The sequence below is a fragment of the Streptomyces winkii genome (genome assembly GCF_032248595.1).
GTDB classification, from domain to species: Bacteria; Actinomycetota; Actinomycetes; order Streptomycetales; family Streptomycetaceae; genus Streptomyces; species Streptomyces winkii.
This window is the reverse complement of sequence record NZ_JASTTH010000002.1, coordinates 69,961-94,914: the sequence shown is the minus strand read 5'-3', so window position 1 is coordinate 94,914 and position 24,954 is coordinate 69,961. Positions and strand designations below refer to the sequence as shown.

23 protein-coding genes are annotated in these 24,954 nt (G+C 70.7%); 14 read left to right on the top strand and 9 right to left on the bottom strand.

Annotation, left to right across the window (positions count from 1 at the left end; genetic code table 11):
• Positions 1-134 precede the first annotated feature (134 nt).
• Entirely contained in the window at positions 135-1,154 is a 1,020-nt protein-coding gene (locus QQM67_RS04800; RefSeq protein ID WP_314172326.1) for a pyridoxal-phosphate dependent enzyme, read from the top strand.
• A 202-nt stretch (positions 1,155-1,356) separates the two neighbouring features.
• On the opposite strand, the gene QQM67_RS04795 is transcribed toward QQM67_RS04800, so the two are convergent.
• The 5 genes from QQM67_RS04795 to QQM67_RS04775 form a co-directional block, all read right to left on the bottom strand.
• Positions 1,357-1,626, bottom strand: a complete 270-nt coding sequence (locus QQM67_RS04795) for a hypothetical protein (RefSeq protein ID WP_314172325.1) — start codon at positions 1,624-1,626, stop codon at positions 1,357-1,359.
• Positions 1,627-1,804: 178 nt separating this feature from the next.
• On the bottom strand, positions 1,805-2,800 hold the full coding sequence (locus tag QQM67_RS04790; protein ID WP_314172324.1) for a ribonuclease Z: 996 nt from the start codon (positions 2,798-2,800) through the stop codon (positions 1,805-1,807).
• 30 nt (positions 2,801-2,830) lie between these two features.
• Positions 2,831-3,208: a histidine triad nucleotide-binding protein gene (locus QQM67_RS04785; RefSeq protein ID WP_314172323.1), complete on the bottom strand. Its 378-nt coding sequence runs from the start codon at positions 3,206-3,208 to the stop codon at positions 2,831-2,833.
• Positions 3,209-3,397: 189 nt separating this feature from the next.
• Complete coding sequence (locus tag QQM67_RS04780; protein WP_314172322.1) at positions 3,398-4,153, bottom strand: 16S rRNA (uracil(1498)-N(3))-methyltransferase; 756 nt, start codon at positions 4,151-4,153, stop codon at positions 3,398-3,400.
• Positions 4,150-5,274, bottom strand: coding sequence for a nitronate monooxygenase (locus tag QQM67_RS04775; RefSeq protein WP_314172321.1), 1,125 nt, complete (start codon positions 5,272-5,274; stop codon positions 4,150-4,152). Before QQM67_RS04775 ends, QQM67_RS04780 begins: the two co-directional genes overlap by 4 nt.
• A 90-nt stretch (positions 5,275-5,364) precedes the next feature.
• Here QQM67_RS04775 and QQM67_RS04770 point away from each other — a divergent pair, with 90 nt between their 5' ends.
• Positions 5,365-5,529 (top strand): hypothetical protein, encoded by a 165-nt coding sequence (locus tag QQM67_RS04770; RefSeq protein WP_314172320.1) that lies wholly within the window; start codon positions 5,365-5,367, stop codon positions 5,527-5,529.
• On the opposite strand, the gene dnaJ is transcribed toward QQM67_RS04770, so the two are convergent.
• Complete coding sequence (gene dnaJ / locus QQM67_RS04765; protein WP_314172319.1) at positions 5,516-6,655, bottom strand: molecular chaperone DnaJ; 1,140 nt, start codon at positions 6,653-6,655, stop codon at positions 5,516-5,518. The genes QQM67_RS04770 and dnaJ overlap by 14 nt on opposite strands.
• Entirely contained in the window at positions 6,656-7,672 is a 1,017-nt protein-coding gene (gene hrcA / locus QQM67_RS04760; RefSeq protein ID WP_314172318.1) for a heat-inducible transcriptional repressor HrcA, read from the bottom strand.
• Between the two features lie 226 nt (positions 7,673-7,898).
• On the opposite strand from hrcA, the gene QQM67_RS04755 reads away from it, so the two are divergent.
• The 4 genes from QQM67_RS04755 (at position 7,899) to QQM67_RS04740 (ending at position 12,797) form a co-directional block, all read left to right on the top strand.
• Positions 7,899-8,657, top strand: a complete 759-nt coding sequence (locus tag QQM67_RS04755; RefSeq protein ID WP_314172317.1) for an MBL fold metallo-hydrolase — start codon at positions 7,899-7,901, stop codon at positions 8,655-8,657.
• Between the two features lie 11 nt (positions 8,658-8,668).
• Positions 8,669-9,532 (top strand): DUF3097 domain-containing protein, encoded by an 864-nt coding sequence (locus QQM67_RS04750; RefSeq protein WP_314172316.1) that lies wholly within the window; start codon positions 8,669-8,671, stop codon positions 9,530-9,532.
• Positions 9,533-9,982: 450 nt separating this feature from the next.
• Complete coding sequence (hemW, locus tag QQM67_RS04745; protein WP_314172315.1) at positions 9,983-11,221, top strand: radical SAM family heme chaperone HemW; 1,239 nt, start codon at positions 9,983-9,985, stop codon at positions 11,219-11,221.
• Positions 11,222-11,846: 625 nt separating this feature from the next.
• Positions 11,847-12,797: a glycoside hydrolase family 16 protein gene (locus QQM67_RS04740; protein WP_314172314.1), complete on the top strand. Its 951-nt coding sequence runs from the start codon at positions 11,847-11,849 to the stop codon at positions 12,795-12,797.
• 191 nt (positions 12,798-12,988) lie between these two features.
• On the opposite strand, the gene QQM67_RS04735 is transcribed toward QQM67_RS04740, so the two are convergent.
• Complete coding sequence (locus tag QQM67_RS04735; protein WP_314172313.1) at positions 12,989-13,369, bottom strand: helix-turn-helix transcriptional regulator; 381 nt, start codon at positions 13,367-13,369, stop codon at positions 12,989-12,991.
• Positions 13,370-13,495: 126 nt separating this feature from the next.
• Here QQM67_RS04735 and QQM67_RS04730 point away from each other — a divergent pair, with 126 nt between their 5' ends.
• The 8 genes from QQM67_RS04730 to QQM67_RS04695 all read left to right on the top strand — a co-directional run bounded on the left by QQM67_RS04730 (position 13,496) and on the right by QQM67_RS04695 (position 20,650).
• Positions 13,496-14,566: a LacI family DNA-binding transcriptional regulator gene (locus QQM67_RS04730; protein ID WP_314172312.1), complete on the top strand. Its 1,071-nt coding sequence runs from the start codon at positions 13,496-13,498 to the stop codon at positions 14,564-14,566.
• Between the two features lie 133 nt (positions 14,567-14,699).
• Entirely contained in the window at positions 14,700-16,016 is a 1,317-nt protein-coding gene (locus QQM67_RS04725) for an ABC transporter substrate-binding protein (protein ID WP_314172311.1), read from the top strand.
• Between the two features lie 65 nt (positions 16,017-16,081).
• Positions 16,082-17,014 (top strand): carbohydrate ABC transporter permease, encoded by a 933-nt coding sequence (locus QQM67_RS04720; RefSeq protein ID WP_314172310.1) that lies wholly within the window; start codon positions 16,082-16,084, stop codon positions 17,012-17,014.
• 142 nt (positions 17,015-17,156) lie between these two features.
• Positions 17,157-17,921, top strand: coding sequence for a carbohydrate ABC transporter permease (locus tag QQM67_RS04715; RefSeq protein WP_314172973.1), 765 nt, complete (start codon positions 17,157-17,159; stop codon positions 17,919-17,921).
• Positions 17,922-17,980: 59 nt separating this feature from the next.
• Positions 17,981-19,081 (top strand): glycoside hydrolase family 172 protein, encoded by a 1,101-nt coding sequence (locus QQM67_RS04710; RefSeq protein WP_314172309.1) that lies wholly within the window; start codon positions 17,981-17,983, stop codon positions 19,079-19,081.
• A gap of 360 nt (positions 19,082-19,441) precedes the next feature.
• Positions 19,442-19,900, top strand: a complete 459-nt coding sequence (locus tag QQM67_RS04705; RefSeq protein ID WP_314172308.1) for a peptidase inhibitor family I36 protein — start codon at positions 19,442-19,444, stop codon at positions 19,898-19,900.
• 110 nt (positions 19,901-20,010) lie between these two features.
• On the top strand, positions 20,011-20,190 hold the full coding sequence (locus tag QQM67_RS04700; protein ID WP_314172307.1) for a hypothetical protein: 180 nt from the start codon (positions 20,011-20,013) through the stop codon (positions 20,188-20,190).
• A 145-nt stretch (positions 20,191-20,335) separates the two neighbouring features.
• Positions 20,336-20,650, top strand: a complete 315-nt coding sequence (locus tag QQM67_RS04695) for a hypothetical protein (RefSeq protein ID WP_314172306.1) — start codon at positions 20,336-20,338, stop codon at positions 20,648-20,650.
• Between the two features lie 32 nt (positions 20,651-20,682).
• On the opposite strand, the gene QQM67_RS04690 is transcribed toward QQM67_RS04695, so the two are convergent.
• Entirely contained in the window at positions 20,683-24,927 is a 4,245-nt protein-coding gene (locus QQM67_RS04690) for a CHAT domain-containing protein (RefSeq protein WP_314172305.1), read from the bottom strand.
• Positions 24,928-24,954: the final 27 nt, after the last annotated feature.

The following is a 24,954-nucleotide window of genomic DNA, read 5'->3' as shown; positions in this document are numbered from 1 at the left end:
CCCGTTCGGTTCCGCGGGCGGGCGCAGGCGAGGATGTAGCTCCGAGAAGGCGCGCGGACGGGCCGCGGGGTCACGGTCGGGCCCGAGGGTCCGGCACGGCCGCCGCGGACCGTCCTGGGAGGAGCGAGGCATCCATGAGCAGCAGCCCGAGTACGGAAGGCCCGGACGCGCCGGGCACCGGGCCCGTCACACTGGAGGACATCCGTGCCGCGGCCGGCCGCCTGAAGGGAGCGGCGCACCGCACTCCGGTGCTCAGCTCCCGGACGCTGGACCGGCTGGTGGGCGCGGAGGTCCACCTCAAGTGCGAGAACTTCCAGCGGATGGGGGCGTTCAAGTTCCGCGGGGCGTACAACGCCCTCTCGCAACTGCCGCCCGCGCAGCTGGCGAACGGCGTCGCGGCCTACTCGTCCGGCAACCACGCGCAGGCCGTCGCGCTCGCCGCGCGTGAGCTGGGCAGCAAGGCCGTCATCGTGATGCCCGAGGACACCCCGCGCTCCAAGCTGGAGGCCACGGCGGACTACGGCGCCGAGATCGTCACCTACGACCGCTACACACAGGACCGCGAGGCCATCGGCGCGCGTCTGGCCGCGGAGCGGGGGCTGGCGCTGGTGCCTCCGTACGAGCATCCGCACATCATCGCGGGCCAGGGCACGGCCGCGCTGGAACTGCTGGAGGAGACGGGCGAGTTGGACGCCCTCGTCGTCCCGGTCGGCGGCGGCGGTCTCGCCGCGGGCTCGGCGACGGCGGCCAGGGCGCTGTACCCGGACATCCGCGTCGTCGGCGTCGAGCCGGAGGCGGGGGACGACACGCGCCGCTCGCTGGCCGAGGGCCGCCGCGTCTCGCTCGGCGCGGTGCCGCGCACCATCGCGGACGGCCAAGCCGCCGTGACACCGGGCGAGTTGACCTTCTCCGTGAACCGACGGCTGCTGGCGGGCGTGGAGTTGGTGAGCGACGAGGAGATCCGGGCGGCCATGCGCCTCGCGTTCGAGCGGCTGAAGCTCGTGATCGAGCCGAGCGGCGCGACGGGCCTGGCGGCGCTGCTCGCCGGGAGGATCGACCCGGTTCCGGCGCGCGTCGGCGTCATCATCTCCGGCGGCAACGTGGGCGTGCGGCGCTTCCTGGAGCTGATGCGGGAGGACGACGGGGGTTCCTGACCCCCACCGGCGCCTGGCTCGCGCGCCGTCGCGGCACAAGGCGAACGGCCGACACCTGGGCAGGAGGTGCCGGCCGTTCCTACTCGGCGAGCCGCCCTGAGCCGCCGAGGTTCATGGGTGTGCGCTCGGGCGTTCGGGGAAGGAGGCAGTGCCGCCCGGCGCTCGGCCTCTCAGCGGTTCGGATGCTCGGCGGCCCGGCCGTTCACTGGCAGCCCGCCGCCTGCCTGCGTTGCTGGATCAGGTCGACGACCGCCTGGCGGTTGGCGATGCGCGCCTCCGACTGGGCGTCCGGATTGGCCTTCTGCTGGGCGATGAAGTTCTGGTTGTTCTGAAGGGCCTGGTCGAGTCCCGCGCAGGCCTCTCCCGCCTGACTCGTACCGACGGACACCGCTGTGATCCCCGCCGCGAGAACAGCGGCGCCGACACCAGCGAGAGCCTTCACCCTCAGACTGCTCTTCCGTTTCCGGGACATTGCTGCTCCTGTTTCTCAGAGGAACGGACGGTCCCCCACACGCGACTGAAGGTACGTACAAATCTCGGCCGTTGCAGAGTTGTTATCAGGGATCGGCAAGGAACTTGACGCGGGAGCGCGCCGTGTATGTCCGGAGTCGCGGGAGTTCAGGGCCGGTTCAGAACCGGTTCATGGCCGTTCAGGACCGCCTCTTCGGAACGGGGACGCGCGACAGGTCCTCCGCCACCGTCAACTCCCCCTCGAATCCCGCCTGCCGGGCCTGCCGGGCGAAGACGGAGGCGTCCCGGTAGCGCTGCGAGAAGTGTGTGAGGACGAGGCTGCGCACGCCCGCCTCGGCCGCCGCAGCGCCCGCCTGGCCGGCGGTGAGGTGCCCGTACTCCTCGGCGAGCGCCGCGTCCTCGTCCAGGAACGTGGCCTCGATGACGAGCAGATCGCAGTCCTGCGCGAGAGCGAGGACGCCGTCGCACATGCGGGTGTCCATGACGAACGCGAACCTCTGCCCCGGCCGCGGCTCACTGACCTCTTCGAGCCGTACGCCGCGCAGTTCGCCGGAGGCCTTCAGCCGGGAGACGTCGGGGCCGCGGATGCCGCGGGCCTCCAGCCGCTCCGGGAGCATGCGGCGCGAGTCGGGCTCGGTGAGCCGGTAGCCGTACGCCTCGACGGGGTGGGACAGCCGGTGCGCGAAGAGCGTGAAGGGCGGGGGCTCCGCGGACTCCGCGGACTCCCCGGGCCCGGCAGCACCGACGGGTACGGCGGGTACGGCGGGTACGGCGGGTCCGGCCGGACCGGGGGAGGCCAACTCCCCCGTACCGGCGACGGGTTCGGGACGCAGCCGCACCGTCTCGCGATACGCCGTCGCATAGCGCAGCCGCTCGAAGAAGCGCTCCCCGCTCGCCGGATAGTGCGCCGTGACGGCGTGCGGCACCCGGTCGAGATTGATGCGCTGGATGACACCGGCCAGCCCCAGCGCATGGTCGCCGTGGAAGTGCGTGACGCAGATACGGGTCAGATCGTGGGCCGAGACTCCCGCGCGCAGCATCTGGCGCTGGGTGCCCTCGCCGGGGTCGAAGAGGATGCCGTGCCCGTCCCAGAGGAGCACATAGCCGTTGTGATTGCGGTGCCGGGTCGGCACCTGGCTGGCGGTGCCCAGCACGACAAGTTCACGTGAGGACATCTGTGTGCGGAGGCTCTCTGCGGCGGACGGTCACCCGGGCGGCCAGTTGAATCCGCGCCCGCCCAGGACGTGTGCGTGCGCGTGGAAGACCGTCTGGCCCGCGCCGGAGCCGGTGTTGAAGACGACGCGGTAGCCGGTGCCGGGGCCCCTGTCGCTGGCCGCGATGTTCTCCGCCTCGGCGACCTCGCCCGCTTCGAGCAGCACGTCCACGGCGAGCTGCGGCTCGGCGGCGGCGAGAGTGGTGGCGTCCGGGTAGTGCGCCTTGGGGATCACGAGCACATGCGTGGGCGCCTGCGGGTTGATGTCGCGGAACGCGATGATCGTCTGCGACTCCCGTACCACCGTCGCCGGGACCTCACCGGCGACGATCTTGCAGAACAGGCAGTCGGCCTGCGGTTCTCCAGCCATGCCGGGGATGCTACCTGTGCTCGCCGCCGCGGGACCCACCCGAACCACCGCTGCCGGCAGCGCCCGCGCGAGGGGCGCGCTACCTGCCCGAGGGGCCGGTACGGGGGCGCGAGCGCCGGTCGTCAGCCGTGAGCGGCCGGTCGCCGGCCGTCCGTTCCCGGCGGCCAGCCCGTGGGCGGACCCGCGTCGCTAGTCCCAGCGTCCGGTACGGCCCAGCAGCAGCGCCGTCGCCGCCGTACCGGCCGTCGAGGTGCGCAGCACGCTCCGTCCGAGACGGCAGGTCCGCGCGCCGGCGTCGGCGAACGCCGTCAACTCCTGCGGGGCGACGCCGCCTTCGGGGCCCACGACCAGCACGATGCCGCCGTCCGGCGGCAGTTCGGCGGCGGCCAGCGGCAGATCGCCCTCCTCGTGCAGGACGACGCCCAGCTCCGCGCCCGCCAGCAGCCCGGCGACCTCCGCGGTCGTGGCGAGCTCCGCGACCTCGGGGAAGCGCAGCCGCCGCGACTGCTTGCCCGCCTCGCGCGCCGTGGAGCGCCACTTGGCGAGGGACTTGCGCCCCCGCTCTCCCCTCCACTGGGTCACGCAACGCGACGCGGCCCACGGCACGATCGCGTCGGCCCCGGTCTCCGTCATCGTCTCTACGGCGAGTTCGCCGCGGTCGCCCTTCGGCAGTGCCTGTACGACGGTGATGCGTGGCCGCGGCTCGGCCTCCGTGCGTACGGACGTGACGGCGACCTCCAGGCGGTCCTTGCCCGAGACGGCCCGCACCGTGCCGTGCGCGCCGGTGCCCGCGCCGTCCGTGAGGACGATCTCCTCGCCGGTGCGCAACCGCCGCACCGATACCGCGTGCCGTCCCTCGGGACCCTCGATCACGACCGTGCCGCCGTTCTGCCGTGCCGCGTCCGCGAGTTGGGCGGTGTCCGCCAGGAAGACGGGAGCGGTCACAGCGAGCCGCCACCGCCGGCGCCGCTGCCGCCGCCCACCCCGCCCTGCTTGGCGATCCGGTCGCGCGCCATCGCCAACTCCGTGACCAGGACGTCCATCAGCTGCGCCGCGGGCAGATCGCGCGCCAGCCGGTGCCCCTGCCCGGCCCACAGCGCCATGCCCTGCGGGTCCTTCGCCCTGGCGGCAGCCTTGCGCACGCTCGCGGTGAGATGGTGCACGTGCGGATAGGCCGCCGGGGCGTACGGGCCGTGCTCGCGCAGGAAGCGGTTGACGAGCGCACGGCCGGGCCGACCGGAGAAGGCCCGGGTGAACTCCGTACGTGCGAAGAGGGAGTTGGTCATGGCCTGCTTGTGCAGCAGGTCGGCCCCGGACTCGGGGCACACGAGGAACGCCGTGCCCAGCTGGGCCGCGCTCGCGCCCGCCGCCAGCACCGCCGCGATCTGCTTGCCGCGCATCAGCCCGCCCGCGGCGACGACCGGCAGCCGTACGGCCTCCCTCACCTGCGTCACCAGCGTGAGCAGCCCGAGGCCGCTGCCGGTGCCGTCGGCCTGCGGATCGTCCCGGTGGGTGCCCTGGTGGCCGCCGGCCTCGATGCCCTGCACGCACACGGCGTCCGCACCGGAGAACTCCGCGGTCTGCGCCTCGCCGACGGAGGTGACGGTGACGACGGTGTACGTCCCGCGCTTCGTGAACCGCTCCAGCACATGCCGGGTCGGGCAGCCGAAGGTGAAGGAGACGACGGGGACGGGATCGTCGAAGAGGATGGCCAGCTTGGCCTCGTACGCGTCGTCGGTGGTGTGGTCGGTCTCGCCGAGCTCGGTCTCGAACCACGCCGCCTCGCCGGCGAGCTGCGCCCGGTAGCGCGCCAGCGCACCCGAGTCGGCGTTGTCGGGCTGCGGCATGAACAGGTTGACGCCGAAGGGGCGTTGGGTCTGGCCCCGCAGCTGCTTGATCTCCTCGTACATGGCCTCCGGCGTCTTGTAGCCGGCGGCGAGGAAACCCATGCCGCCCGCCTCGCTGACGGCCCCCGCCAGCTCCGGGCACGAAGGCCCGCCCGCCATGGGGGCCTGCACAATCGGATGCTCCGTGAGGTCGGAGAACGAGATCGGCGCGGAGGGCATGGGCACATCCTGTCACGCGGTGCGGAGCCGCCCGGGCCCGGACCTGCTCTTCAGTGCAGGGCACCGGGACGGACGGGATCAGGAGAGCGGATGAGAGACATGACGGATGTCACGGACGCGACGGTTCCGCCGGACTCGAGGACCCGAAGACCCGGAGCCCTCGTCTCCGCGGGGGCGGAGGCCGAGGGCCGCGAGGCCCAACAGCCCGGAGCCACCGGACTGTTCACACCCTTCCTTGAGCTCAGCGGCCGTTGAACGCGTCCTTCAACCGGGAGAACAGCCCCTGCTGACCGGGCTGGAACTGGCCCGTCGGCCGTTCCTCGCCGCGCATCTCCGCGAGCCGCCGCAGCAACTCCTCCTGCTCGGGCTCCAGATTGGACGGCGTCGTCACCTCGACGTGGACGATCAACTGCCCCCGTCCGCCGCCCCGCAGATGCGTGACGCCGCGCTCGTGCAACGGGATCGACTGCCCGGACTGCGTGCCGGGCCGGATGTCGACCTCCTCCATGCCGTCCAGCGTCTCCAGCGGGACCTTCGTGCCGAGGGCCGCCGCCGTCATCGGGATGGTGACCGTGCAGTGCAGGTCGTCGCCCCTGCGCTGGAAGACCGGGTGCGCGGTCTCGTGGATCTCCACGTACAGATCGCCCGCGGGGCCGCCGCCCGGACCCACCTCGCCCTCGCCGGCGAGCTGGATGCGCGTGCCGTTGTCGACGCCCGCCGGGATCTTCACCGTCAGGCTGCGCCGCGAGCGGATGCGCCCGTCGCCCGCGCACTCCGGGCAGGGCGTGGGCACGACCGTGCCGAACCCCTGGCACTGCGGGCAGGGCCGCGAGGTCATGACCTGCCCGAGGAACGAGCGCGTGACCTGGGAGACCTCTCCCCTGCCGCGGCACATGTCGCAGGTCTGCGCGGAGGTGCCGGGCGCCGCGCCCTCGCCGTTGCAGGTGTTGCAGACGATGGCCGTGTCGACCTGGATGTCCTTCGTCGTACCGAACGCGGACTCGTCGAGCTCGATGTCGAGCCGGATCATGGCGTCCTGGCCGCGGCGCGTACGGGATCTGGGCCCGCGCTGCGAAGCGGTGCCGAAGAAGGCGTCCATGATGTCGGAGAAGTTGCCGAAGCCGCCCGCTCCGCCGAAGCCGCCGCCTGCTCCTCCGGCGGCGCCCGCCGCCGGGTCACCGCCGAGGTCGTACACCTGCTTCTTCTGCGGGTCGGAGAGGATCTCGTAAGCGGTGTTGATCTCCTTGAACCGCTCCTGCGTCTTCGGATCCGGATTGACGTCAGGGTGCAGCTCGCGCGCAAGCCTGCGGAAGGCCTTCTTGATGTCGTCCTGCGAGGCGTCGCGCTGCACGCCGAGGACCGCGTAGTAGTCCGTCGCCACTTACGACTCCGCGAGGATCTGTCCGACGTACCGTGCCACTGCGCGTACAGCTCCCATCGTTCCGGGGTAGTCCATGCGGGTCGGTCCGACCACGCCCAGCTTGGCGACTGCTTCGTCGCCCGAACCGTAGCCGACCGAAACCACCGATGTGGAACTCAGCCCTTCGTGGGCATTCTCATGCCCGATTCTTACGGTCATTCCCGGGTCCTTCGCTTCCCCGAGCAGCTTCAGCAGCACGACCTGCTCCTCCAGCGCCTCCAGCACGGGCCGGATGGTCAGCGGGAAGTCGTGCCCGAAGCGGGTGAGGTTGGAGGTGCCGCCGATGATCAGCCGCTCCTCGGTCTCCTCGACGAGACTCTCCAGCAGAGTCGCCAGCACCGTGGAGACGGTGCCGCGGTCGGCGCCCTCGAACGCGTCCGGCAGGTCCTGCACGAGGGAGGGCACCTCGGTGAACCGCTCGCCCACGACACGGCTGTTGAGCCGGGCCCGCAGATCGGCCAGGGCCGAATCCCCGATGGGCTCCTGGCAGTCGATGAGGCGCTGCTCCACCCGGCCGGTGTCCGTGATCAGTACCAGCATCAGCCGCGCGGGCGCGAGGGAGAGCAGCTCCACGTGCCGCACCGTCGACCGCGTCAGCGACGGATACTGCACGACGGCGACCTGGCGGGTCAGCTGTGCGAGCAGCCGCACCGTGCGGCCCACCACGTCGTCCAGGTCGACGGCGCCCTCCAGGAAGTTCTGGATGGCCCGGCGCTCGGGCGGCGAGAGCGGCTTGACGCCCGCGAGCTTGTCCACGAAGAGCCGGTAGCCCTTGTCGGTCGGGATGCGCCCGGCGCTCGTGTGCGGCTGTGCGATGTAGCCCTCGTCCTCCAGCACCGCCATGTCGTTGCGGACCGTGGCCGGTGAGACCTGGAGGTTGTGCCGCTCGGTGAGCGCCTTGGAGCCGACCGGCTCCTCCGTCCCGACATAGTCCTGGACGATGGCGCGCAGCACTTCGAGCCTTCGTTCGCTCAGCATTGCGCACCTCCCGTCGGCTTCGTGTGTCCTCGCCTGCGACCTGCACCGCGGGGCGCCGGCGCCACTGCCGTCCCCTGGCGTCTCCGGCGTCCCTGGCACTCTCGCCGATGGAGTGCCAGATCCCCTGGGTCAGTGTACGGCCGGTTGAGGCGGCGTGGGCAAGAGCCATCCGTATCGACGGTATCGCGGGGGCGCGCTACTGGGTACTTCCCAGTAGCGTCAACCCATGGCCGCGAACTGGCACGGGCACGGCACGACGGCACCCGGCGAGGCCGGGTGGGAAGAGCTGGTGCCCGGCGTCGTACGGCGCAGGCTGCCGCACTGGGACGCGACGGTGGGCGCGGTCCGCGGGACCGCGGGCGTGCTCGTCGTCGACACCGGATCGGGTGCCGAGGAGGGCGCGGGCATCCGCGAGGGCCTGCGCGGCCTGTACGGGCTGCCCGTGACGCACGCCGTGCTCACCCACTCCCACTTCGACCACGTCTTCGGCACGGCCGCGTTCGACGGCGCCCACGTGTACGGGGCGCAGGGGCTCGGCGCGCATCTCGCGGGCGCGCGCGAGGAGTTGAGGGAGGACGCGGTGCGCCACGGCATGGCGCCGGACGCGGCCGGGGAGTCGGCCGCCCGGCTCGTACCGCCGCGGCACGGCGTCTCCGTGCAGCTCACGCTGACGCTGGGCGAGCGGTCCGTGCGGCTGGTGAACATGGGCGCCGCACACAGCGGGTTCGACCTCGCGGTGCTCGTGAACGGCAGCGGCAGGGGGACCGGCCGGGCCGTCGTCTTCTGCGGCGACCTCGTCGAGGAGTCCGGCGATCCGCAGGCGGGCCCGGACGCGGACCCGTCGCGGTGGCCGCAGGCCCTGGACCGGCTGCTGGCGCTCGGCGGCGAGGACACGCTGTACGTGCCGGGGCACGGCGCGGTCGTGACCGCCGACTTCGTACGCGCTCAACGGGACGTCCTGGCACGCCGATTCGCCGGGTCGTGAAGAATGCCGCCATGCGCAGCCGCTCTTACGATCCCGACCTGACGCCGCCGTGGAAGAAGCAGCAGCCGGTGCCCGAGGTGCCGGCCGACCCCGATCTCGTCGTCGAGGAGATCACCACGGGCTTCTGCGGCGCCGTGATCCGTACGGAGAAGACCGCGCAGGGACCGACGGTCACGCTGGAGGACCGCTTCGGCAAGCACCGCGTCTTCCCGATGGAGCCGCGGGGATTCCTGCTGGAGGGCAGGACGGTCACGCTCGTACGTCCGGCCGCCGCCGCTCCCCGAGGCGCCTCCGCCGGGGAGGGCGCGGCGACGTCTGCGGCCCGGCCGTGGACGGCCTCCGGCTCGCTGGCCGTCCCGGGCGCGCGGGCGCGGGTGGCGCGGGCAGGGCGGATCTATGTGGAGGGACGGCACGACGCGGAGCTCGTCGAGAAGGTGTGGGGAGACGACCTGCGCATCGAGGGCGTGGTCGTCGAGTACCTGGAGGGCGTCGACGATCTCCCCGCGGTCGTACGGGACTTCGCCCCCGGCCCGGACGCCCGTCTCGGCGTCCTGGTCGACCACCTGGTCCCGGGCTCGAAGGAGTCCCGCATCGCGTCGGAGGTCACGGACGCCCACGTCCTCGTGGTCGGCCACCCGTACATCGACATCTGGGAGGCGGTGAAGCCGTCCTCTGTCGGCATCGAGGCGTGGCCACGGGTACCGCACGGCCAGGACTGGAAGACGGGTGTCTGTCACGCCCTGGGCTGGGACACCAACACGGGCGCGGCATGGCAGCGCATCCTGGCCTGCGTCCACGACTACCGCGACCTGGAACCGGCCCTGCTGGGCCGCGTGGAACAGCTCATCGACCACGTGACGGTGGGGTTCTCCTGAGGGACGGGGCAGGGGGACCTGATTCGGGGCGCGGGCGCAGGCGGCTATGCCGCGGAGGGCACGCGCCCGAGGGGCGCGAGGCCCGGAAGGCACGCGAACGCCCGCGCCGGGGACGGCCGGGACGGTGACGAAGACCGCGAGGCGCAACCACCCAAACCGGGTCGATGGCCGAAACCGGCGGCCGCGGTGACGCGCACGCGCCGCGGCCCAGGAGGCGGAGCGCTACAGGACACCCGAGCCGGGCGGGACGCGGCTACGCCGCGGAACGCACGGCAAGCCACGGACACGCGCCCGGCGCGCACGCGCGCACAGAACAGCCGGAGCCACGGCCGGAAACCTGAGACGTGACGCTCACGGTCGTGGCCAGCACAGGGCCCGCCCGGGGCGCTCGCCCGGAGCCGACAACAACGCCGCGTCCGACCAGGCCCCGCATCGCGGACAATGGAACGCATGCCCTCCGCACCGCCCGACGGCGATCCCGTGCCCGAGAGCGGCTCGCTGCCGCCCGAGGCCCTCGCGGGCCGCGCCTCACGCCCGCTCGGCTTCTATCTGCACGTGCCGTACTGCGCGACCCGCTGCGGCTACTGCGACTTCAACACCTACACCGCCGCCGAGCTGCGCGGCCCGGGCGGCGTGCTCGCGTCCCAGGAGCGCTACGCGGCGACGCTCTGCGACGAGATCCGCCTCGCCCGCAAGGTCCTCGGCGACGACCCGCGCCGCGTCGCCACCGTCTTCGTCGGCGGCGGCACCCCGACGCTGCTGCCGCCCGAGGACCTCGGCTCGATGCTCGCCGCCGTACGCGACGAGTTCGGGCTGACGGCGGACGCGGAAGTGACCACCGAGGCGAACCCCGAATCCGTGAGTCCGCAGTACCTGGAGCGGCTGCGCGAGGCGGGCTTCAACCGGATCTCCTTCGGGATGCAGAGCGCTCGCCGCCATGTGCTCGGGGTCCTGGACCGCACCCACACGCCGGGCCGCCCGGAGGCGTGCGTGGCGGAGGCCCGCGCGGCGGGCTTCCGGCACGTCAATCTCGACCTGATCTACGGCACGCCCGGGGAGAGCGACGACGACTGGCGGGCCTCGCTGGAGGCGGCCCTGGCGGCGGAGCCCGACCACGTCTCCGCGTACGCGCTGATCGTCGAGGAGGGCACGCGGCTCGCCCGCCGGATCCGCCGCGGAGAGGTGCCGCCGACGGACGACGACGTGCACGCCGACCGCTATCTCATCGCCGAGGAGACGCTCTCCGCGGCGGGCATGAGCTGGTACGAGGTGTCCAACTGGGCCTCGGCGTCGGACCCTTCGGCGCGCTGCCGCCACAACGAGCTGTACTGGACGGGCGCGGACTGGTGGGGCGCGGGCCCGGGCGCGCACTCCCATGTGGGCGGTGTGCGCTGGTGGAACGTGAAGCATCCGGCCGCGTACGCGCAGGCCCTGGCCGAGGGCCGCTCCCCCGGCGCGGGCCGGGAGGTGCTCACCACGGAGGACAGGCGTGTCGAGCGCATCCTTCTGGAGCTGCGGCTCTCAGCGGGCTGCCCGCTCCAACTGCTCGCGCCCGCCGGTGCGGACGCCGCGCGCCGGGCCGTCGACGAGGGGCTGCTGGAGCCCGGCCCGTACGGGGAAGGGCGCGCGGTGCTGACGCTGCGCGGACGGCTGCTGGCGGACGCGGTCGTACGCGACCTCGTCGACTAGCCGTCCGATGCCTCCGGCCGGAGCCGTGTGCCGATGCGGTGCCGGAGCCGGTGCCGGTGCCGTCGCAACCACCGGTGCGCGCGTAGGCGGCGACCAGCAGGCCACGGACGCACACGCATGTGCACGCCTCGAAGTGCGTGTCCAGCAGCGGCACTTGCCGACGGGGGCCCGTTCCGGCCGGGTTGTCCGGGAGCCTCCGCGCGCGGCATGCGCGGGATGGCCGCAGCCTCCGGGACTTCACACAACGAAGGCAGCCATCGAGCGGAAACTCTCACCTGACGGAGGCTCATCATCGGAGTTGACACACCACCTCGCCGGTGAGTCGGACCGCGGCGTGGATTCGACAAGTGAACTCATCGCGGCCTCTTGACGGTTCGGTGACGCTGCATGACAGTGACTTGTGAATGAGAGCGCTCTCAGCAGACCGCTCCGATCGGCCGTGCCGAGCGTGTCCATCCACCTTGTACGTGCTTCTCCCGCTTCTGTCGGGCTCGCGTGTCCGTACGTCACCAACCGACGTTCCTCCGAGTGAAAGCAGCCCCCCATGTACAGGCTCACTCCCCCACGCAGGACGGCGAACAGCCAACTCCGGCCCCGGCGACGCTTCTTGGTCCTTGTGGCCGCCGTGTCACTCCCCCTGAACGCGTTCCTGGGTCTCACCGCGTCCTCCAGTACTGCCGCCGCCGGCGAACCCCCCGGACCCGCCGCTGCGAGCAAGGCGGCGGCGGCCGACGTGGCGGCAGGCGACACCGCCTCCGCAGCGGACTGGACCACCGTCTTCAAGGACGACTTCGACGGCGCGGCCGGCACCGGCCTCAACCGCGACAACTGGCTCTACGACATCGGCACCAGCTACCCGGGCGGAGCCGCGAACTGGGGCACCGGCGAGATCGAGACGTCCACGGACTCGACCGAGAACGTCTACCAGGACGGCGAAGGCCACATGGTGATCAAGCCGATCCGCGACGACTCCGGGAAGTGGACCTCGGGCCGCGTGGAGACCCAGCGCACCGACTTCGGCGCCCCGGCCGGCGGCCAGATGGAGATGAGTGCCTCCATCAAGCAGCCCAACCCGGAGAAGGCGCTTGGCTACTGGCCCGCGTTCTGGGCCATGGGCGCCGACGCCCGCCCCGTCGGAGCCACCAACTGGCCGAGCATCGGAGAGATCGACATCATGGAGGCCGTCAACGGTCTCAGTCAGCACTCGACCACGTTCCACTGCGGCGAATGGGCCGGAGAGTGTCACGACCCGGACGGCATCAGCAGCGACCTGCAGCCCTGCGAAGGCTGCCAGACCAGCTACCACACCTACTCCGTCATCGTGGACCGTACCGACACCTCCGCCGAGCAACTGCGCTTCTACCTCGACGGCAACCAGACCTTCACCGTGAACCAGAACCAGGTGTCCGCAGCAACCTGGCAGAAGGCGGTGGACCACGGGTTCTTCGCCATCTTCGATGTCGCGATCGGCGGTTCCTACCCCAACAAGGTCTGCGGCTGCACCTCGCCGTCGGCGGACATCACTTCGGGCGCAGGGATGAGCGTCGACTGGTTCGCGGTGAACGTGAGCGAGTAACAGCGGAGCCCATGGTTCGGGGTAGCGCCTGACCACGCTGTCTTGGCAGACCACCAAGAGACCCCGTCGCACCACGTGGGACGGGGTCTCTTCGCCGCTGCAAGTTGCCTTCCGGCGCCATGGTCGGGTGGCCAGCCGACGTTCCCCAGCCGTAGCTTCACGCTTCCTGGATCAAGCAGCGGCCTGGGACGTCAGGGGTTGATGCCGTGAGCGCGTGAAGTGTGCTGGGACCAGTTGGCTGCGCGCAGTGCCGTCGGCGACAGACCGGTGGCCTCCTTGACCTTGCGCGCAAAGTGGAAACTCGTCTTGAAGCCCGAGCACGCCGCGATCGAGCCGACGGGCAGCCCCGAGCTGGTCAGCAGCTCGATGCCGCGGGTGACGCGCCGGTCCCAGAGGTAGCGCATCGGCGTGGTGTCCATGTGCTGGCGGAACAGGCGGACCAGGTGTTCGGGGCTGACCTTCGCGGCCGCGGAGATGGCGGTCAGGTCGATGTCTCGCTCGACGTTGCGGTGGATGAACAGCCGGGCGTCCTCGATGTATGCCGGCAGCGCAGCGGGCAGGTTGCGGTCCACCCGCCGGGCAGCCGCCGGGCAGCCGCCGGACTTGCCCGGAAAGAAGATGACCCTGGCTATTGCGTCAAACGTTTGACGTTTTTACTGTCGGGGTCGCTTGATCAGCCGACCAGCGGGAGGTGGCCCATGGTGACGATGCGGGACATCGCCACTCGCTGTGGCGTCTCCATATCGGCCGTCTCCCTGGTGCTCAACGATCAGCACGAAGGACGCGTCAGCATCGACACCGCCGAGTGCATCCGGTCGGCGACCGAAGAACTCGGATACCTGCCCAACCTTGCTGCGAGGGGACTGCGGACGCGGCAGACCCGCACCCTGGGCCTGCTGTCCGATGGAGTCGCGAGCGTCCCCTTCTCGGGGCAAATGCTCGCCGGTGCCCAGTCCACGGCCTGGCGGGAGGGGTATGTCCTCCTCCTCGTCGACATGGCCGGCAACCCGGACCTGGAGGAGCCCGCGGTACGGTCCCTGCTGCAGCGCAGCGTCGAGGGACTGATCGTGGCCGTCGACTATCACCGTGAGGTCGATCTCCCGGTCCTCTCCCGTCCGGTACCGCAGGTGATCCTGGGCGGCCGGCCGCGGAGGGGGAACGCCGACTGGGTCGTGCCCGACGAGTCGGCCGGCGCGAGGACGGCGACACGTCATCTCATCGACGCCGGTCATCGGCGGATCGCCTTCTGCAACGTCTCGGCACCGGCTTTCGCGATCGCTGAGTCGCTGCGCCGCGAGGGCTACGAGAGAGCGCTCGCGGAGGCTGGACTTGGCCTCGACGAGTCGCTCGTCGTGGAAGCGCCCGAGCCGAACTCACCTGCCGCGCGGGATCCCGCTCGCAGGCTGCTGCGCCGCAGTGACCGGCCCACCGCGGTCTTCTGTTTCTCGGACCGCCTCGCGCTCGGCTTCTACCAAGTGGCGGCCGAACTCGGACTCGAGATCCCGAGGGATCTGTCCGTCGTGGGCTTCGACAACCAGCAGAATTTCGCCGAGAACCTGTTCCCGGGTCTGACGACCGTCCAACTCCCCCACTACCAGATGGGCGTCCGCGCGGCGGAAACGGCGATCGCCCGGCTGCGGGGAGACGAGAGCGAGGGCCCGACCGGCAACTCCGTCACCTGCCCCTTGGTCGTCCGGGACTCGGTCGCCGCCCCCTTCGGCCGGACGCCCAGGCAGTTATCCGCAGGCCGACGAACTCCCGCGGTCTGACCTCGCGCGGCTCCTGAAGGCGCCCCACTACGTTCCCCCGCCGGTCCCCGGCCGGCATCAGCCTGCCCTGATCGGGACAGGCCGGCATCCATCAGCACCCCCGTTCAATGACGAGTCGAGAGGGAGCTTCCTCATGAGAGCTCGACCCATAGCACGGCGCTGCCTCAGCGCCTGCCTCTGCACCGTGCTCGCCCTGGCCGTCACCGCCTGTGGAGGCGCCACAGCTGAGAAGTCCGACGGGACGTTCACGATCCTGCAGTACGAGGACCAGACCTCGGCGCAGGCCCAGGGCTGGAAGAAAGCGGTGGCGATCTTCAAGAAGCGGCATCCCGACGTCAAGGTGAAGTTCCAGACGACGAGTTTCGACGCGATGCGCCAGAACGCGAAGATCACGCTGTCCGGAAACGACGTCCCTGACGTGATCGAGTTCAACAAGGGCAATGCGGACGCGGGCCAGCTCGCCAGCCAGGGCCTGCTGCAGCCGTTGACCGAGGAGGCGAAGGCACGGGGCTGGGACAAGAAAGTCACGGGTCCGATGGCCGCGTTCGCCAAGTACGACCAGAACGGGCTGGCCGGGTCCGGCGACTGGTACGGCGTCCCCGACATCGGCGAATACGTGACCTTCTACTACAACAAGAAGACGTTCGCGGACGTCGGCATCACGAAGCCGCCGAAGACCCTGGCCCAACTCGAGGCCGGCATGGACAAGTTGAAGGCCGCGGGCCACGTCCCGATCTCCAGCTCCGCCAACACCAGCCAGGGCTTCAACCAGATGTGGCTGTGGTACTCGCTGGTCTCCGCCTCGGCGTCCCGCCGGCAGATCGACGACTTCATGTTCCTCAAGGGCAACGTGAACTTCCAGTCCGGCCCCTGGAAGGAAGGGACACGGAAATTCCAGGACTGGATCGACAAGGGCTACGTCGGCGACAAGCTCGGCGGCCTCTCCTACGAGCAGGCCATCGTCAACTTCCTCCGCGGCGACGGCGCGATGCTCATGTGGAACCAGAGCCAGTTCTCCCGTATCCGCAAGGACGCGGACTTCTCGTGGGGGTACTTCACGCTGCCGGGCGCCAAGCAGGTCATGGGTTCCTCAGGCCATCTGTGGGGCGTCCCGGCCAAGTCGAATGACAAGGACCTCGCGTACGACTGGATCGACATCACGCTCGGCGACGAGGTCCAGAACCACACCGGAGACGAAGGCGGACTGCCACTGGCGGGTGACGCCTCGGCCATCAAGGACCCGGTGACCCGCCAGTACACGGAGCGGTTCGACGACTTGGTCGAGCAGAACGCCATGTCGTTCTACCCCGACTATCCGGTGCCCGGCTTCCTCGACTTCATCCAGAACCACATGCAGGCCATGTCCAACAAGAGCGAGACGGCCGACGAGTACCTGAAGGCACTGCAGAAGTTCTACGACGACGGCAAGAAGACGGCCACCCAGCAGTAGACGCCGGACCTGCCGAGACCGCGCAGCACGACCTCGGAACGTCCACCCGCAGAAGAGAGACCTCTATGTCCGCACTGGTCCCCGACGGGCCTCTGCCCGGGAGAAGGCGGGGCAGATCCAGCTCGTACTGGCGCTACCTGATTCCCATCGCCGTCGGCTTCACCGTCGTCGTCGCCGCACCGTTCGTGATGAACGTCGTGCTCAGCTTCTACCAGTGGAAGGGAGGCTTGGCGCCGAAGCATTGGTACGGCCTCGGCAACTATCTGGACTTGATGGGCGACACGAATTTCTGGCACTCGTTCCTGAACTCGCTGTTCATGATCGTCGCTGTCGTCGTGATCCCGACGCTGATCGGCATCGTCCTGGCGGCATTGCTCTTCGACTACATCGGCAAGACCTTCGGCACCCGGGCCGCGAGCTTCCTGCGCGCCACGTACTACCTGCCGCAGATCCTGCCGATCGCGGTCGCCGGCTTCATCTGGAGCACGGTCCTCGACCCGCGCCAGGGCTCGATCAACACCTATCTCCGCTCGATCGGCATCACGTCCGGACCCGACTGGCTCGGCGATCCCGACCTCGCGCTGTACTCCGTCATGCTCATGCTCGTCTGGCTCCAGATCGGCTACCCCGTGGTGATCTTCATGGCTGCACTGCAGCGGGTGGACCCCGAGCTCTACGAAGCGGCCGAGCTGGACGGGGCCGGCTGGCTCCGGCGGTTCCGCGCGATCACGGTGCCTCAGATCCGTCCCGAGGTCTTCTTCGTGGTCCTCACCGCCACGGTGAGCGCGCTGAAGGTGTTCGCCCCGATCCTCATCCTCACCGGCGGCGGCCCCGAGAACTCGACTGTCGTGCCGTCCTACTACGCCTACCGCAACTTCTTCGAACTGTCCCGCGTCGGATACGGCGCCGCGATCGCTACCTTCACATCCCTGGTGATCTTCGCCATCGCCGCCCTGCTCATCGTGTGGCAGCGCCGCTCCGAACGGCAGGAGGGCTGAAATGAAGGTCCAGACACCACCGGCGCCCTCGGTCGCGACGGCTCTCCCCCGCACCGATCCCCAACCCGTCAACCGGGGCCGGTACAAGCGCCCCCCGCTGCGGTGGCTCATACTCCTTATCGCCATCGCGGTTGCCGCGGTCATGCTCGCACCGTTTCTGCTTCTGGTCCTCAATGCCTTCAAGACCAGCGCGGACTACTCGACGCACGGCCCGCTCTCCTGGCCGACCGCGTTCACGGTGGACACGTTCTCCCGCTACCTGTCGCTCGTCGACTTCCCCCAAGCCCTGGCGAACTCGGTGCTCGTCTCCGGGGCCGTCGCCTTCCTGGGGGCCGCGCTGGCCCTCATCAGCGCCTACGCCATCGGCATCGGCAAGGTGCGGTGCAGTGGTGCGATCCTCGCCGTGCTTCTCCTCGCCACGATGGTGCCGCAGGAAGCGCTCATCTACCCGCTGTACTACGGCGCGGAGAAGGCGGGACTGCTCAACAGCGTCTGGTCCGTGGTGATCGTCTTCACCGTGATCCAGGCTGCGTTCGGCACATACCTGCTCGCCAGTGTCATGACCACCATCCCCAAGGAACTGCTCGAAGCGGCCGTGATCGACGGCGCGTCCCGGTGGCAGATTCTCCGGCGGGTCGTCTTCCCCGTCCTGCGACCGACGCTCGCCGTCCTCGTCGTGTTCTTCTTCGTCTGGACGTGGAACGAGTTCTACCTCCCCCTCATCCTGCTCAACGACCCCTCGGCACAGACCGTACCGATCGCCCTGGCCACGCTCCGTGGCCAGCATTCGATCGACATCACCGTCCTCAACGCCGGGTCCTTGCTCTCCCTTCTGCCCACGCTCGTCTTCTTCCTGGTGTTCCAGCGGACCCTCAGCCGGGGTGTCACCGCAGGAGCCGTCAAGTGAGCCCGCATACCCGGCCCTTCGCGTCGCGGCCGCGCACAGTCCGAGGAGCATAAGAAAACGTGTTCAGCAACTGGAGTGCCCTGAGCCCGAACAGAGGCGTTCGCAGCCGGTCCATCAACGCCGAGAACCCAACCGGCGCAGCGGGCGCGGCAGGTCGGGCGGCGTCGGCGCTCGGCCCCGGCCGCAAGGGGTCGGCCTACCTGCCCCTGCCCGCAGGTGAATCCATCACCCTCGCGGAGATCGACGGACCAGGCGTCATCCGGCACATCTGGATCACCGTCGCCGACCGGACACCCGACGGTGGACCGTTCGTCCTCCGCGACCTCGTGCTACGCGCCTACTGGGACGGCGCCGAGACGCCGGCCGTCGAAGTACCGCTGGGCGACTTCTTCTGCAACGGGTTCGCCACCCGCGCTCTGGTGACGTCCGTCCCGATCGTCGTCGCGCCGACGGGCGCCATGAACTCGTACTTCCCCATGCCCTTCCGCACCCACGCCCGGCTCACGCTGGAGAGCGAGCACGGCGCTGAACTGCCGCACGTCTTCTACCAGGTCGACTTCACCACGGGCGACGAGATCGGCGCGGACACCGGCTACTTCCACGCGCAGTGGCGCCGCTCGAACGGGTCCACGCCGCTGGGCACGGACCACGTCGTGATCGACGGAGTGCGGGGCCGCGGAACCTACGTCGGCACATACATCGCTCTGGCCTCGCTGCAGCGGTACTGGTGGGGCGAAGGAGAGGTCAAGTTCTTCGTGGACGACGACGAGGAACTGCCGACGCTGTGCAGCACCGGCCTGGAGGACTACGCCGGCGGCGCGTGGGCGTTCCAGGACGAACTGCGCAGCGACCCGGAACCCAACGTGCTCACGTTCAGCGCCCCGTACTCCGGCTACCCCTACCACTCGGCGCGCGACATCACGAAGGCATCGCCCTTCGCGACACACATGCCGCCCATGCACGGCCTCTACCGCTGGCACCTGCCGGACCCGATCTACTTCGAGGAGCGGCTGAGGGTGACGCTGCAACAGATCGGCGCATGGGACCACGGTCTGTTCGAGCGCCAGGACGATCTGAGCACCACGGCGTACTGGTATCAGGACTCACCGAACTGCCCTCACGCCCCGCTGCCGCCCGCTTCCGAGCGCCGGCCTCGCTGAACACCGGCATCCACACACGTCTCTGCCGGGTCCCGGTGTCCCAACCCTGTCCTGTCGTCAAGCCGCGGCAAAGCCGGAACGGCGAGCGTCGCGTTCCCTGTCAGGTCCGGCGCCTGGCGGCCTGCCAGGTGAACGAGACGTAGCACGAGGTCTTCGACGACGAAGGGCGATCTGGCCTGACCTTGGAGTTTCGGTCCCCTCCGAAGAGCGTGGTCCAGGGAGTTGAGGCCGCTCTATCGTCCTATGGAACGGGAAATGCCAGGACACAGGAAGGCCCTGTCCATTTCCACGGTCCGAATTGACATGCCGGACAGTCGGGTTGGGCCGGAAGAACTGTGAAGACCACATGGGGGAGAGAACATGCGTATGCGGACACTCGCAGCCACGGCTGCTTGCGGAATCGCTCTCGCGGGTGGGGGGTTGACGGCCGCCCATGCTGAGGTCGGCTCCGGGTCACCCGGAGGCGGGCTCGCCTCGGTCGAGGAGGCGGACGGCTCGCCGAGCGACGGCCTGACTCCGGTCAAGGGCGCGTCGAGCGTGAAGAAGAAGTGGAAGCACTGCCCCAAGGGCGCCTTGTGCCTCTATACGAAGCAGGGCGGGCAGGGGACGGTCTACCGGGTTTGGGGGGCGACGAACAAGAACTTCAAACACATCAGCTCCGCCTGGAACAACGGCAAGTCACAGGGCCCGGAGAACGCCCTCACCAAGATCCAGTACAACGGCCACACTCAGTGGACGTGCTGGCCGCAGGGCTATCGGGCGAGCGGCGTGGACCGCACTGTTGATGCGGTGCGATGGAAGGAATCCGGCTGCGGCTGACCGGTCGGCAGGCCCTCAGTGGCACGGCCTGCCATCGAAGCCACCGAGGTCGCCGGCCTGCTCGGCGACGCGATCCACGCGATGAGCCCGGCAGCAGGTGCCGATCGAACATGGCGCTGCGTGACGCGGCCGCGCTCTCGACCTCGCTGGCCCGGGCCGCTCACAGGACTCCGCTCGTGAACATCGTGCGCGACTACGAGCGGCGCATGGTCGCGGAGGGCTTCGCCGCGGTGAGGCGTTCGTCGGCGAACGGCGTCCGCATGCTGGGTGAGAACCCGCTCCCCGGCTGACGCGCTCCCCGGCTCCTCGCCGCGGTGGTCCCCCCTCATCGCTGCGGGGAGCAAGGGGGCCGGTTCCGGCGGGAGTTGACAGTGGCTCCGGTTAGCGTGGCGCCGTTCGGCATTCGGCTGTCAAGGAGGAGCAGAAGGAGGAGCGATGCTGCGCGCGGTGTTCGTCCGTACCCTGAAGGCGGGCGTGACGTATGAGCAGTTCAGGGATGCCTGGCTTCCGGAGGTCATGGACGGATATCCCGCGAAGGTCAGCGTCGCCCGCAATGTCGCCGACGAGCGACAGGTGATCACGACACTCGAGCTGGACATGCCTCTCGCGGAATTCCAGGAGATCCGCGCGGAGTTGACCCGCCCGGACTCGCTGGAGCGTCTCGCCCAGATCGTGGAGACCACCGAGTTGGAAGGCCTGTACGAGGGCGTGTTCGAGGATCACGATCTGCGTGGTTCCAGCTCCAGGTGAGTACCCGTTCGCGGCGCGGCCACGCCGGCCGCTCACCATCCCAGGTGTGTGAAGCCCGCCCAGGCCGCGAGATCGTCCGGATCGGCCGTACGAGCTTGGTCGGCCAGTCGCGGAGGCATTCCGTCCGGGACGGTGCGCGCCGGGTCCAGCATCCACAACTGGGCCCGGCGCAGCGCCCGTCCGGGAGGCTCCTTCTCCCGGCGCAGGAACCAGTGGGTCATGAACATCAGCACGGACGCCGCGTCGTCCGGCACCTGCCAGAGAGAGCCCACCACCGACCGGGCTCCGGCGGCGAGGAACGCGGTGGAGAGGCTGTACGCGTCGTTCTGGCCACCTCCGGAGACACCGCTGCGGCAGGCGGCCAGCACGACCAGGCCGGGTCCGGCGCCGTCACCGGCTGAGCCTTGGCCCCGTGCCCAGGTGAGCTGTTCGGCCGTCAACTCGCCGCCGTCCAGGGAGAGGCAGGCGGAGTGCCGCGCGCGTCCGGTGCGTTCGGAGTCTCCGGCGAGTCCGGCGGCCGTCCCGTGGCAGGCGAGATGGAGCACCGCGCCCTCGCTCTCCTCTCCGCTCAGCCAGTCCAGCACCTCCTGCGGTGTGCCCCTGCCGTCCGCGGGGCCCGACTCCCGCAGGCCGAGGAAGCGGGCGCCGGGATACAGCAGCCGTTGCAACGCGTCGGCTTCCTCGCCCGCGTGACGCAGCTCGCCCGTCGGGTCGCCGACGACGAGCGCGCTGTCCGCGAGCGCGGGCGCCTCGCGTGCGGCGACCTCGCACAGCAGCCGTGCGGAAGCGGCGTACGAGATCTCCGCGGCCTCGATCGCGTACCGCTTCCCGCCGCCCTCCACGCTGTCGTCCACGGGGCCGGGGCCCTGCACACCGCCCTCCAGCGGGCCCCGCACCGGACTCCACGCCGCGTGCCAGGGAACGGCGCCGAGCCTGCCCATCGGTACCAGCACCACTCTGGGCGGGCCGTCGCCGTCCGGCAGAAGGGACTCGAGCGCCGAGATCAGCGGTCCCATGGCCGCGTACCACGCCCACGAGCACAGCCGGTTCAACTGCCCCCGCAGGGGCGCCGGTTGAGGTGCGGCATCGCCTCCGGGTACGGGGCCCGTCGTACGGACGCCGTGACCGGCCGGGCGGTATGCCCTCAACGGAGCCGCGTCCTCGCTCAGCATGGGCAGCGGTATCGAGCCGAGGCGTCCGTCCGCGGTGACGAGCACGGCCGCGCCGCCTCCCCCGTCCGAGGCGGGCACGAGGTATGCGAGCGCGTCGGTCTCCGTCGTACGCAGCGCGCGGCAGATCTCTTCCCGAGAGGGAGGTTGCAGGAGCCTGCTCCGTGACTGCGGGCTGCCGCCGGGGCTCGTGAGCGCCTCGACGACCCGCCCGCGCAGAGTGCTGTCCCGCCCGGCGGCCTTGCGGAATGCGCTGCCGCTCGCGCTCCCGTCGCCCGCCGCGCGCCACTCCCGCGCCAGGTCCTCGAACCCCGCCGCCAGCAGCAGTTCGGGGACGGACGCCGAGTTGAGTGCCGAGTGCAGCGCCAGTCCCCGGCAGGCTTCCAGCGCCAGGACCGCCTCATCGGGCGCGCCGTCCGTCACGCACCACGCCGCCACGCGGAGCGCGCCGGCGGTCGCGGCGGCTGCGGCTTCTGCGGCGTGCGGCGTACCCGCCCGCAACAGCGTCGACCAGGCGTGTCCGCGCAGGGCGTCCGTGCCCGTACGGCGGCTGCGCTGCCAGTCGTCGCCCTCTCCGCGGGTGCGGTAGGCGCGGGCGAGGGCGAAGTTGGTGCTGGTCCAGTACCGGTGCGACGGCCCGTCCATGAGGCGGACGCACTTCTCCAGCAGGCCGGTCCCCTGGGCCATCCGCTGGTGACGGTGGGAGAGACGGGTCTCGCCCGCGCCCAGGGAGCAGTAGTCGACGCCCAGGGCGCTCGCGTACCGCAGCCAGTCGTCCCCGTTCTCCGGCAGGAGCTCCAGCGCCTCCTCCAGCAGCTCGGTGGCGTCGGCCAGCCCCTTGAAGTCCTGCTTCGCCGCCGCACGGCCACCGCGTACGAGTCCCGCCGAGCCGAGCACCCAGGCACGCTGACCGCGCGGAAGCCGGGCCGCGTCCCGCCGCAGTTCCGCGGTGGACGGACGGCCGCGGGGCCGCCGGAGCCGCGGCACTCCCAACTGCCCGGCCAGCCGGTCGCGTTCGAGGATCAGGTTCTCCAGCACCGTCCACAGCTCGACGCGCGAGGGGTCCTCGCTCTGCAACCCGGCGTAGACGTCGGCGAGCCGGGCGACCGCGTCGTCGGCCAGTGCGATGTCTCCCGTCCGCAGAGCGCGCACTCCGTCCGTGATCGCCTTCTCGGTCTCGGCCAGCAGGCTCCCGTACGTGCCGGGACGGGCCTCCGGTCCCGGCCTGCCGGGAGCCCCGGGTCCGGACCCGGCCAGGTCACCGTCGATGTGGCCGTAAATCTGCTCCAGCCGTACGGGAGCACCGGTCATCTGCTCCCCGGCAGTCTGCGACGGAGCCGCGGAGATGTCCTCGTGAGCGCTCCAACTGTCCTCATGCCCGGGTGTGTTGACTGCATGTCCGGGTGTGTTGACGGCCGAGTCGATGAGCGCCCGCTTCTGCTGCCCGGCGAGGTACGTGCCGTGCTCTTCGAGCCACGGGAGCAAGCCCAGGATGGACCAGGCGAATTCGGCGCGGTTGTCGCTGCCCGGCTCCTGCTCCTCCCACCGCGCGTACATCTCGTCGAGGACGCGGCGCAGCCTCTCCTCGTCGGCGGGGGGCCCGCCGGCCGTGGCACTCGCCCCGGCCCGACGGCCGAAGCCGAAGTAGCTGCGCCCGTCGACGTAGCGCTCCAGCAGGGTGCGCAGGGACTCGCGGGAGAGCGTCAACTGCCCGCCCAGGCCGCCGTGATCGCCGCTCCCGCCGCCGTCGCCGCCGTCGCCGGCGTCGCCGACGGCCCCGGACAGCCCGCGGCCGATCCGCTCCTTGCGCGCCCACGCCCGCACCATCCGGCACACGTGGCGGACGTATTCGTCGCCGTAAGGGCTCTCCAGGACGACGCGCGCACCGAGGTCGACGTCCGTGAGCCGGGCGGGATCGGCGTCGTCCCCGTAGCGGTTCTGCTGGAGCGCGATCAGTACCAGCGCGGCGTGCCACGTACCGTCGTCGTGTACGGGGTCCCTGGTTTCGGTGACATGTCTGAGCAGCCCGAGCGCACGTTCGCGGCCCGCTTCGTCCGCGCGGCTCGAAGCCAGCTCGTAGAGCAGCCGGGCGAAGAGATCCAGAAAGCCCGCGGGAGCGGTGTCCGTGAAGTCCGGCTCGGCCAGGACCTCTTCGACCCCGTGCTCGGCGAGCGCCATCTCCTGGGTGTCGCCGCGCTCCAGCCCCAGTCCTGCCGTGATGAAGGCGCGCCGTGCCCGTGCCTCCAGGCCCCACTCCGGCTCGTCCGCTGCATCGCCCCAACCGCCCGCCTCGTCCAGCGCCATGGCGAATTCCGAGCCGGCTTGCTTCAGCAACTCCCGGTCCGCGCCCGTCAGTCCACCGAGCATCAGGGCCTTCGCGAGCCCGAAACGCAGCTGCGCGACGTCCGCGTCCGGCGGCTGGACGGCGAGCGCCGCCCGTGAGTGGCCGGCGGAGAGGTGGAAGTCCTCCGGGTCGCCGGTCCTGGCTCCGCGTTCGCGGTACAGATCGGCGAGTTGGAGACGCAGCTCGACGTCTCTGCCGCTGCCGTCCCCGCCACGGCCGAAGGCGGCCTGCAGCCGCGGCAGCACCTCCTCATGAAGCCGTACGCACTCCTCGGGGTCCTCGAACCGCTCGCAGCGCATCCGCATCACATACGCGAGCTGGAGCCGCCCCACATGCAGCAACTCCTCGTAGCCCGCGTGTTCTTCGCCCTCCTCCAGCTCGCTCACGCCCAGGAGCAGCGTGTCGTACGCCTGCCGCGCCCGCGCGGGACCGGGTTGCAGATCGAATCCGAGTGCCTGGACATGCCCGAGCAGTACGCGCCAGACGGCACGCTCGGAGGAGTCGGCCGTCCCGTCCACCGCACGCTCCAGCGCACCGGCGGCCTGCGCCAGGTCCCCGGCCTCGCCCTCGCGCATATGGAGCGCCAGACTCCACTCACCGGCGACGCCCCACGCGGTCGCGGTGTCGAGTCCTCCGACGGGGCCGCTCGGACCCGGGCCCGGGCCGCCGAGGACGGACACCAACCGGTCGCGCTCCGCGCGGAGTTCGGCGTCCGTGAGGTTGCCGGCGTCGGGCAGACCTTCCGGGTAGGAGGCGTCGGGCATCGGGCGTACTCCTGATCGGGCCTACGG

Bases quoted from the DNA above. Each gene is read 5' to 3' on its own strand.
- QQM67_RS04800 (WP_314172326.1), top strand. From the start codon at position 135: ATGAGCAGCAGCCCGAGTACGGAAGGCCCGGACGCGCCGGGCACCGGG.
- QQM67_RS04795 (WP_314172325.1), bottom strand. From the start codon at position 1,626: ATGTCCCGGAAACGGAAGAGCAGTCTGAGGGTGAAGGCTCTCGCTGGT.
- QQM67_RS04790 (WP_314172324.1), bottom strand. From the start codon at position 2,800: ATGTCCTCACGTGAACTTGTCGTGCTGGGCACCGCCAGCCAGGTGCCG.
- QQM67_RS04785 (WP_314172323.1), bottom strand. From the start codon at position 3,208: ATGGCTGGAGAACCGCAGGCCGACTGCCTGTTCTGCAAGATCGTCGCC.
- QQM67_RS04775 (WP_314172321.1), bottom strand. From the start codon at position 5,274: ATGCCCTCCGCGCCGATCTCGTTCTCCGACCTCACGGAGCATCCGATT.
- QQM67_RS04770 (WP_314172320.1), top strand. From the start codon at position 5,365: ATGAGAGACATGACGGATGTCACGGACGCGACGGTTCCGCCGGACTCG.
- hrcA (WP_314172318.1), bottom strand. From the start codon at position 7,672: ATGCTGAGCGAACGAAGGCTCGAAGTGCTGCGCGCCATCGTCCAGGAC.
- QQM67_RS04755 (WP_314172317.1), top strand. From the start codon at position 7,899: ATGGCCGCGAACTGGCACGGGCACGGCACGACGGCACCCGGCGAGGCC.
- QQM67_RS04750 (WP_314172316.1), top strand. From the start codon at position 8,669: ATGCGCAGCCGCTCTTACGATCCCGACCTGACGCCGCCGTGGAAGAAG.
- hemW (WP_314172315.1), top strand. From the start codon at position 9,983: ATGCCCTCCGCACCGCCCGACGGCGATCCCGTGCCCGAGAGCGGCTCG.
- QQM67_RS04730 (WP_314172312.1), top strand. From the start codon at position 13,496: ATGGTGACGATGCGGGACATCGCCACTCGCTGTGGCGTCTCCATATCG.
- QQM67_RS04725 (WP_314172311.1), top strand. From the start codon at position 14,700: ATGAGAGCTCGACCCATAGCACGGCGCTGCCTCAGCGCCTGCCTCTGC.
- QQM67_RS04720 (WP_314172310.1), top strand. From the start codon at position 16,082: ATGTCCGCACTGGTCCCCGACGGGCCTCTGCCCGGGAGAAGGCGGGGC.
- QQM67_RS04715 (WP_314172973.1), top strand. From the start codon at position 17,157: ATGCTCGCACCGTTTCTGCTTCTGGTCCTCAATGCCTTCAAGACCAGC.
- QQM67_RS04705 (WP_314172308.1), top strand. From the start codon at position 19,442: ATGCGTATGCGGACACTCGCAGCCACGGCTGCTTGCGGAATCGCTCTC.
- QQM67_RS04700 (WP_314172307.1), top strand. From the start codon at position 20,011: ATGGCGCTGCGTGACGCGGCCGCGCTCTCGACCTCGCTGGCCCGGGCC.
- QQM67_RS04695 (WP_314172306.1), top strand. From the start codon at position 20,336: ATGCTGCGCGCGGTGTTCGTCCGTACCCTGAAGGCGGGCGTGACGTAT.
- QQM67_RS04690 (WP_314172305.1), bottom strand. From the start codon at position 24,927: ATGCCCGACGCCTCCTACCCGGAAGGTCTGCCCGACGCCGGCAACCTC.